This window comes from Halochromatium salexigens (assembly GCF_016653295.1).
GTDB classification, from domain to species: Bacteria; Pseudomonadota; Gammaproteobacteria; order Chromatiales; family Chromatiaceae; genus Lamprobacter; species Lamprobacter salexigens.
In genome coordinates this window covers 1-7,517 of record NZ_NHSF01000042.1, presented here as the reverse complement: position 1 = coordinate 7,517, position 7,517 = coordinate 1, and the positions used below count along the sequence as shown (strand labels likewise).

Below are 7,517 nucleotides of genomic sequence, written 5' to 3'. Positions count from 1 at the left end.
ATTCTTCGTCTGACAAGTCACTTGGGTACCTTGCACGTGGATGAGCGCCGTCTGAAGTCATACCGGTTGCTCCGAATGAAAAGGGGTTTGGTCAAAAAATCGCCCCATGAGCCGTAAATTATGTATTTTATATCAGATAGTTAGTTCCTGTACAGCGTCTCAGGCGGTGGCGGTTCAACGGAATGCTTGTCCGGATCAGCCTACGCCTGTGAGCACCGCCTTGCCTACGGACGTCGTTTCATGCCCTGTGGGTGGGGGGGGCTGCTCCGGCGCCGGTCGGCGCGCTCAGCAGGTTGCACCCATGTCACGGTGCTGGATCGCGTCCGGGCGGACGCCCGAAACAAGCGGACGCCGCATCGGCCAAGTCAGTATGATAATGCAGTGCCTGGCCAATGAGCCCAAGCCCTGCATGGGGTCAGATCAGCGGCCGATTGCTCAATGATGAATTGGCGCACGGGGACACCGAATGGGTGGTGTGGTAAATTTCACTATTCTATCACCACTACCCTGTTTCTGAAGAATTTTCTGCTATTGCCTATTCATTTAGCTCACGGATTCAAGAACTATAGAAAAAATTGCTGGTAACTATAAATCACGGATTCAGGAGGGGTGGCATGAGCGAAATTTTATTTACAATTATATTTTTTATCTTATTTATCTCTTTTTTTATCTCCATTACTATCGACTCGCTAGAGCCGGTCTTTTCTGGCCTAAACGTGACTTCAATATTGAAGTCTATACTCTTGCTTGGATGTGTGGCGCCTCTAATCGCGAGTATTTTTATCTCAAATTATTCATTGATTTTCTGGATAGGGGTGGTGTTGCTGTTTGTCAATTCATTCTGCACTTATCCGTCTCAATCGCATGATGCAGCATTTTTTTTATTTTTTGGACTCATGATCCGGATGTTTTTTATTTTCGGCGTCTTTTCTCTTCATGAATACGTGAATCCGTGAATCCGTGAGCTGAATGGCGGAAAACGACAGTTTCCATGGAATGGCACGCGCCTAGAGTCCAAGATGCGATGACCTCGGCAACCTCCAGATCCACAGCATCGGCATCCCCCAGAACGAACAGCGGGTTCTCCTGTGGCAGTAAGCGAACGTGCGGACAAATGGAGAGCTGTGAAGAAGCGAGATACTATCTCACAGCCTGCGGTCTCAGCCGCTTGGATGGTGATGGCGATGGCACGCCTTGCGAGAGCCTGTGTCGCTAACCCGCCGCTTGGCTGATCCTACTGACCCGGCAAAGGCATGCCGGGCTTCCAGCCTTGGGATAGCTTCTGTCCTTCTTCGATCTCAGAGTCTGTGAGCATCTTTTCCAACTCGGGTTGGGCCGAGATAGCATTCTCGTTTCCCTGCGCTGCGGAAAGGTTAATCAAGGCGTAGGCCATCACAACGTCCTTGGGCACGCCCTGGCCGTTGACATACATCGCTCCCAGGTTGAATTGGGCGAAGGAATCACCCTGTTCAGCGGCTTGGCGAAACCAGGTCATCGCCTTCTGGTTGTCCTGAGCGACGCCCCGACCTAGGGCATACATCCCTCCCAGATTGGTTTGAGCGTCGACATTGCCCTGCTCGGCGGCTTTACTGTACCAGGCAACGGCTTTCTGATCGTCTTGGGCGAAGCCCTCACCTTCGGCATACCGCCGTCCCAGGTGGTATTGAGCGTCGGGATGTCCCTGCTCGGCAGCGCGACGAATCCAGGTTGAGGATGCTTGACGGTCCTGCGGTACACCCTGGCCTTGGTCATACATACCCGCCAAAATCAGCTGAGCCTGGGCATAGCCCTGCTCGGCGGCTTTGCTGTACCAGACAAAGGCTTTTTGAAAGTTTTGGGGCACACCTTCGCCTTTGGCATACATCACTGCCAGGTTGGTTTGGGCACCGGCGTGGCCCTGTTCAGCAGCGCGGCGGTACCAAGAGGCGGCTTCTTGGAAATCCTGATCGACGCCTTGACCTTGCCTATACATCTCCCCCAGTCTGGCTTGGGCGTTCACATGGCCTTGTTTGGCGGCGCGACGGTACCAGGTGAAAGCTTGCTCATCTTCCTGGGGCACTCCTTGGCCGTTTTCATACATGATTGCCAGGTTGGCTTGGGCCGGGGCAAAATCCTGCTCGGCAGCGCGTCGGTACCAAGCGATCGCTTTCTGGTCATCCTGAGCGACGCCCATCCCTTGGGCATACATGACCCCGAGGTTGTATTGGGAGACGACATCGCCTTGCTCAGCCAGCGACTTCGTGGCTTCGTAGGCTTTAACCGCATCGTCCCAAGCCTCTGCGAATGTGACGGGCGCGAAAAGGGAAGACAACATGAGCGCAAAACAGAGCGGGCCAATACGCATGGTGCAGTGCCTTGTTTGGATGATGGACCACAGTGGCCGATGAACGGTTTACGTCATCTCGAACGGTCTAACGCTAGACCAGTAGGAGTGGCAGCGTCAAGCAACGCAGGGTCTACCGAGCAGGGCGCACTGCCGAGCCTTTAGACCCGTGACGTTACCATCACCATGCCGATCGGATGCGAATAGAGCGGGTATTTCAGGGCATATCGAGTCGCTCGGGCAGTGGTCCCCGATGCTCCTCGGCCCAGCGGTTGGCTTCCTCGAACAGCGGATTGCACTGCTGGCGGAACACCTCCCGCATGCCCGGCGAGTAGTCCTGCAACCGCTGCTTCCAGACGAAGATCGCATTGGCAAGCTCGCCATGCGTTGGGACTCGCCCGACCACTCGCTCGAACTCATGCTTCGCCACTAGGCGGGCATACTGCGAGCGGCGCCGCCAGGCCAGACCGTGCAGCGTCCGCTCGGCCTGCTCGAAGCTCTCCAGCGCTTGCCAATCGTCGAAGATCCGCAGCGCCTCGGGGTATCGGTCGGCCTCGAGCAGAGCATGCGCGCTACAGCTCATCGGGACACGGTAGACGATCGCGTTCTGCGGCTCGGGTTGGGCATGTCCTGCAGTCGGTAGCAGGGCGGCGGCTGTCGCAAGCAGCCAGGCTCGCCACCGAGGCATGAACAAACGACCGGGGTGGCTAGAGGTCATTGGCTGCCTCTTGCTCACTAAATGCAAGCGCTTCCCTTGAGGAAGTAGCGCTCACAGTGCAGCGCGTCATAACCGCTGGGGTGGACGGATCAGTTGGCCGAGCCTCGGGTCATCCGCCCTTGGGCTTGCTGTCGTTACCGCGGCCGCCGGCGGGGTGGCGATTGGAGGTGAACAGGGTGCGATCTCCGGGGAACTGTCTCGATGGAGAGTATGGCCCTTTACCCCAGTGACGAACGAACAATCAATGGCTTGCGCGTGACGCTCAGCCGAGGAGAGGAAAAATCACCCCAGCCGCCCCACAGGAGATGAAAAAGGGCGGCCACCAAGGGATCATTGTCGCTGTCGAGACGAAACCCCCTGAAGAGGTTATTGATCGATCATCTCCCTGGCGAGCGCTTGGTGCAATCCCTCGAGGTGATGCGCCAACAGGGGCGCAACGACTATCCGGTGCACTGTTGGCCAAGCGGCTGAGATCCTGCTGATTGGCCAATAGCCGGCTAGATGGCTCAGGCGGCCTTGAACGCGACCTGCTGGACGAAGTCGACGCCTTGCGGATCATAGGGGCGCTGCAGATCGCCATAGCACTCGACGTTGATGAAGCCGACGTCCTCGAGCAGATGGGTCAGGTAGTTCTGGCGCAGCGGATACATGTTGAGCTGGAACACCGAACCGTTCTCGAAGCTGTACTCGAACTTGGCCAGGCGCGGATTGAGCTCGACCGGACCCACCTGGACGCCCTCGCCGGTGTAGCAGAGTGCGTGCTTGGAATCGTAGCCGTGGTCGAGCATGCGGTCGTAGTTGCGCTGATCGATCACCAGCATGCCGCTCGGGCGCAGCACGCGATAGATGGCGCGTAGGGCGTCGCGGCGGTCTTCGTGGTCGAACAGGTGGGTGAAGGAGTTGCCCAGGCAGACGATGGCGTCGAACTGCGCGTGGCCAAGCACCTCGTCCAGGTGCAGCCAGTCGGCGACCTTGCTCTCGGCGAAGTGGATGCCGCGGGCGGCGGCGTTATCGCGCGCCTTGGCGAGCATGTTCTCGGAGCCGTCGGTGGCGGTGACCTCGAAGCCGGCTTGGGCGAGGCCGACGGCATTGACGCCGGTGCCGGTGGCGATGTCGGCGACCTTGCGGCAGCCCTGCGCCTTCAGCAACCGGGCATAGAAGTGGCCCTCGCGCGCCAGGCGCGCCTCCCAGCCGACCAGGTCATCCCAGTGCTCGGCGAAGGTCGAGGTGTATTGCTGCTGCTGATTGCCTCGGTTGAGATTGAGTACGGCGGACATGGCGGTCTCCTCGCGGTTGCTTGATGCTTGATGAAAGGCGACCAGCCTACCGGCCTCGGCGCGAGGGATACAGATGCAGTTGCCGGTGATCTCGAGTGGTACAGTTTGGCGATGACCAGCCTTCTCTACGAAGACATCGCCGCGCGGCTGGCGACATTGATCGAGCAGGGGACCTTCGCGCCTGGTGCTCGGCTGCCCGGCTTGCGCAAGCTCAGCCGCCAGTTCAGCGTCAGCATCGGCACCGTGGTCTCGGCCTGTGCATTGCTCGAGGCGCAAGGGCTGCTGATCGCCCAGCCGCGCTCCGGGCACTATGTCGCCGATCGATTGAGCGAGGAACCGGCGCGCCCGGAGGTCGGCACCCCGGCGGACGGGCCGGCGCTGATCCAGGGCCAGGAGCAGGTGCTAGCGTTGGTGCAGGCGCACAATGATCCGGCGTTGCTGCCGTTCGGCGCCGCGGTACCGGATGCCAGCTTCCTGCCAGTGGCTGCGCTTGAGCGCAGCGCCGCGCGTGTCCGGCGCACCCAGCGCAATCGGGTCGCCGACTACGACTTCCCGCCCGGCGCATGGCCGAGGCCGGCTGCCAGCTCGGCCCGGACGAGATCGTCGTCACCAGCGGTTGTCAGGAGGCGCTGGTGTTGAGCCTGCGCACCGTCGCGCAGCCGGGCGATGTAATCGCGATCGAGTCGCCGACCTTCTACGGCATCCTGCAAGCGATCGAGTCGCAGGGGATGCGTGCGCTCGAGATCGCGACCGATCCCGAGACCGGGATGTCGCCCGAGTCGCTCGCGCGCGCCTTGACGCAGTGGCCGATCACGGCCTGCGTGATAATGCCGAACTTCGGCAATCCGCTCGGCCATCTGACGCCTGAGCCGCGCAAGGCCGAGCTGGTGAGCCTGCTTCAGGCGCATGGGGTGGTATTGATCGAGGACGACGTCTACGGCGAGCTGGCGTTCGACCATCAGCGGCCCTGGGCGGCCAAGGCCTACGACACCCAGGGCGAGGTGCTCTACTGCGGCTCCTTCTCCAAGACCCTGGGCTCCGGACTGCGGCTGGGCTGGGCGGCGCCGGGGTGCTATCGCGAGCACTTTACCTACCTGAAGTACGCCTCCAGCCAGGCGACGCCGACGCTGACGACCCTGGCGGTTGCCGACTACCTCGAGCGCGGCGGCTACGAGCGCTTCTTGCACGCCACACAGCGCCGTTACCGGCTGCAGGTGCGGCGGGTGATCGAGGCCATCGGCCACCATTTCCCGGCTGGCACGCGGGTGACGCGGCCTGGCGGCGGTTTCGTCGTCTGGGTCGAACTGCCGCAGGGCGCCGATGCCCTCGTCCTGCAGGAGCGCGCGCTCGCCGCCGGGATCAGCATCGCGCCTGGGCCGATGTTCTCGAGCCATGGCGGCTATCGCCATTGTCTGCGGCTGAACTGCGCACTGCCCTGGTCGCAGCAGACCGAGGCGGCGTTGATGAAGCTCGGTGGGCTGGCGCGCGAGCTGCCGGGCTGAGGGTTGCCGCTATCGCACCCTCAGCGTCTGGTCAGGCAGGATCAGCGGGCGATGAGCCCAGCACCCCCTCGACGCTGTCCTCGGTCAGGATGCGGGTCGATCAAGCGAGCAAGGTCTCGGCATCAGCCTGGCTTGGACGAAGCGTGGCCGACCGACGACGGAGTACCGGCTCAAGAAACGCTCCGAATACGTCCGTGGTTGGATGGGCTACTTTGGCATCTCGGACTATTACCGGCCGATTCCCGAGCTGGACCACTGGCTGCGGCGGCGCATCCGCATGTGCGACTGGAAACAGTGGCGCGGGGTGCGCAATCGCATTCGCCAGCTGAGGGCTCTGGGGACACGGCTGCGGACCGCGATCTGGACGGGCATGAGCTCCAAGAGCGACTGGTATCTGTCCCGCTCGCTGGGCACGCAAACCGGGATGACCAATGACTGGCTGAAACGCCAGGGCTTGATCAGCATTCGCGATCAGTGGATGAAAGCGCATGGCGATGCCTAAAGCGTCGTGTGCTCCCTTCTTGTGAACCGCTTGAGTAGCGGACCCGCATGCTAGGTGGTGTGGGGAGTGCGGGCTAAACACCCGCCCTTACCCGATTGGGCGTTCTTATCTTTCAGGGACTAAAGAAAAGGGCTTTCTCACCCATTTTCCTCTAGCGACAGCTCGACGGCAGCAACCTGCTTGGCTCAAGTGTTGATTCGGTGCAGCTCCAACTAATGCCGCTGTCCGTTGCCTGCGGCTTTAGGATGATATGCCCTGTTATGCCTGAATCGGCCATTTTCACGTAGACCGAGCCGTTGCGAACCTCGACGTTGCTCACCGTATCTGTCGGCTGAAAGGCTGGGACACCTGCTTCGGCTGCGTTTCGCGGCAAGTCGCCGTAGTTTAGGTAGTATTCAGCTACAGCAATCTTGTAAGGAGCCGTTGCCATGAGCCCTTCGCTGATACTCGCCTTCTGCGTGTACTCCATATAGGACGGGATCGCAATCGCTGCCAAGATGCCGACCATCAAGACCAGGGGCAATATCAAGCCGAAGATGATAACAACTACCGTCCCGCCCTCCTTGCCAACATAGATTCCGTGGTTGTGGCGTTTGTTCCATTCTACCTGATCAGTCGCAAGAAAGACGATACCCTCGATCCAGGCTATGATAGCGGGGATGTAAGTCCAGAAGAAAAAAAGATAAAAGAGCCCCCACCACTGTCCAAGAAAGAAGCGGTGCCCACCGAACCAACCGGTGAAAAACGCAATCGCCGCAGCACCCATGCGACTGCGATAGCGAAACGACTCCTGAATGGTGTTGCACTGGCCGCACACCTTGTCGTCGATCCCGATTGGTGCTCCACAATTGCTGCATCGCGTCTGCATGTTCACTCTGGATCCTCGTAAAACCTTGTCTGTGTGTTTTAGCGCCCAACAGTGTATTCACTTGCGTGCAAATTAAACCATCGTTTTGATACACAGCGAAAACGCAGGCTTGCACGCAAACCAAGCCATTCGCTCTGCAAGCAATGCCATGGTTCAATTTGCACAGCTACCGTTTGTCTAGTGACCGTCAATCCCCTTGGTATTGTCCAGCCATTTGTAATCCAGACAACTAACGCATCTGGTCTATAATTAAAGCAGGCGATCAGACCACCCTGCGGAGGATATCATGGCCAACGAGTGGATGAACGATGCCCGCAAGATTCCGGA

Annotated in this window: 8 protein-coding genes; 4 read left to right on the top strand and 4 right to left on the bottom strand. The window is 59.6% G+C overall.

Annotated elements, in window-relative coordinates; genetic code table 11:
- Positions 1-991: 991 nt before the first annotated feature.
- Positions 992-1,216, top strand: a complete 225-nt coding sequence (locus CCR82_RS18905; RefSeq protein WP_201244547.1) for an excalibur calcium-binding domain-containing protein — start codon at positions 992-994, stop codon at positions 1,214-1,216.
- A gap of 18 nt (positions 1,217-1,234) precedes the next feature.
- On the opposite strand, the gene CCR82_RS06275 is transcribed toward CCR82_RS18905, so the two are convergent.
- The 3 genes from CCR82_RS06275 to CCR82_RS06265 all read right to left on the bottom strand — a co-directional run bounded on the left by CCR82_RS06275 (position 1,235) and on the right by CCR82_RS06265 (position 4,318).
- Positions 1,235-2,344, bottom strand: coding sequence for an SEL1-like repeat protein (locus CCR82_RS06275; RefSeq protein WP_201244546.1), 1,110 nt, complete (start codon positions 2,342-2,344; stop codon positions 1,235-1,237).
- Positions 2,345-2,540: 196 nt separating this feature from the next.
- Positions 2,541-3,041, bottom strand: coding sequence for a hypothetical protein (locus CCR82_RS06270; protein ID WP_201244545.1), 501 nt, complete (start codon positions 3,039-3,041; stop codon positions 2,541-2,543).
- 506 nt (positions 3,042-3,547) lie between these two features.
- A complete protein-coding gene (locus CCR82_RS06265; protein ID WP_201244544.1) occupies positions 3,548-4,318 on the bottom strand; it encodes a class I SAM-dependent methyltransferase in 771 nt (256 codons plus the stop codon).
- 111 nt (positions 4,319-4,429) lie between these two features.
- Here CCR82_RS06265 and CCR82_RS18540 point away from each other — a divergent pair, with 111 nt between their 5' ends.
- From CCR82_RS18540 to CCR82_RS06255, 3 genes are all read left to right on the top strand, one after another.
- On the top strand, positions 4,430-4,957 hold the full coding sequence (locus tag CCR82_RS18540) for a GntR family transcriptional regulator (protein WP_242513300.1): 528 nt from the start codon (positions 4,430-4,432) through the stop codon (positions 4,955-4,957).
- On the top strand, positions 4,882-5,820 hold the full coding sequence (locus tag CCR82_RS06260; RefSeq protein WP_242513299.1) for an aminotransferase-like domain-containing protein: 939 nt from the start codon (positions 4,882-4,884) through the stop codon (positions 5,818-5,820). The genes CCR82_RS18540 and CCR82_RS06260 overlap by 76 nt, the downstream gene beginning before the upstream one ends.
- 121 nt (positions 5,821-5,941) lie before the next feature.
- Positions 5,942-6,322, top strand: a complete 381-nt coding sequence (locus CCR82_RS06255) for a group II intron maturase-specific domain-containing protein (RefSeq protein ID WP_338073112.1) — start codon at positions 5,942-5,944, stop codon at positions 6,320-6,322.
- Between the two features lie 151 nt (positions 6,323-6,473).
- On the opposite strand, the gene CCR82_RS06250 is transcribed toward CCR82_RS06255, so the two are convergent.
- On the bottom strand, positions 6,474-7,190 hold the full coding sequence (locus CCR82_RS06250) for a pilin (RefSeq protein WP_242513302.1): 717 nt from the start codon (positions 7,188-7,190) through the stop codon (positions 6,474-6,476).
- Positions 7,191-7,517: the final 327 nt, after the last annotated feature.

Coding starts and splice junctions, on each gene's coding strand:
- CCR82_RS06265 (WP_201244544.1), bottom strand. CDS start 4,318: ATGTCCGCCGTACTCAATCTCAACCGAGGCAATCAGCAGCAGCAATAC.
- CCR82_RS06260 (WP_242513299.1), top strand. CDS start 4,882: ATGGCCGAGGCCGGCTGCCAGCTCGGCCCGGACGAGATCGTCGTCACC.
- CCR82_RS06270 (WP_201244545.1), bottom strand. CDS start 3,041: ATGACCTCTAGCCACCCCGGTCGTTTGTTCATGCCTCGGTGGCGAGCC.
- CCR82_RS06275 (WP_201244546.1), bottom strand. CDS start 2,344: ATGCGTATTGGCCCGCTCTGTTTTGCGCTCATGTTGTCTTCCCTTTTC.
- CCR82_RS18540 (WP_242513300.1), top strand. CDS start 4,430: ATGACCAGCCTTCTCTACGAAGACATCGCCGCGCGGCTGGCGACATTG.
- CCR82_RS06250 (WP_242513302.1), bottom strand. CDS start 7,190: ATGCAGACGCGATGCAGCAATTGTGGAGCACCAATCGGGATCGACGAC.
- CCR82_RS18905 (WP_201244547.1), top strand. CDS start 992: ATGGAATGGCACGCGCCTAGAGTCCAAGATGCGATGACCTCGGCAACC.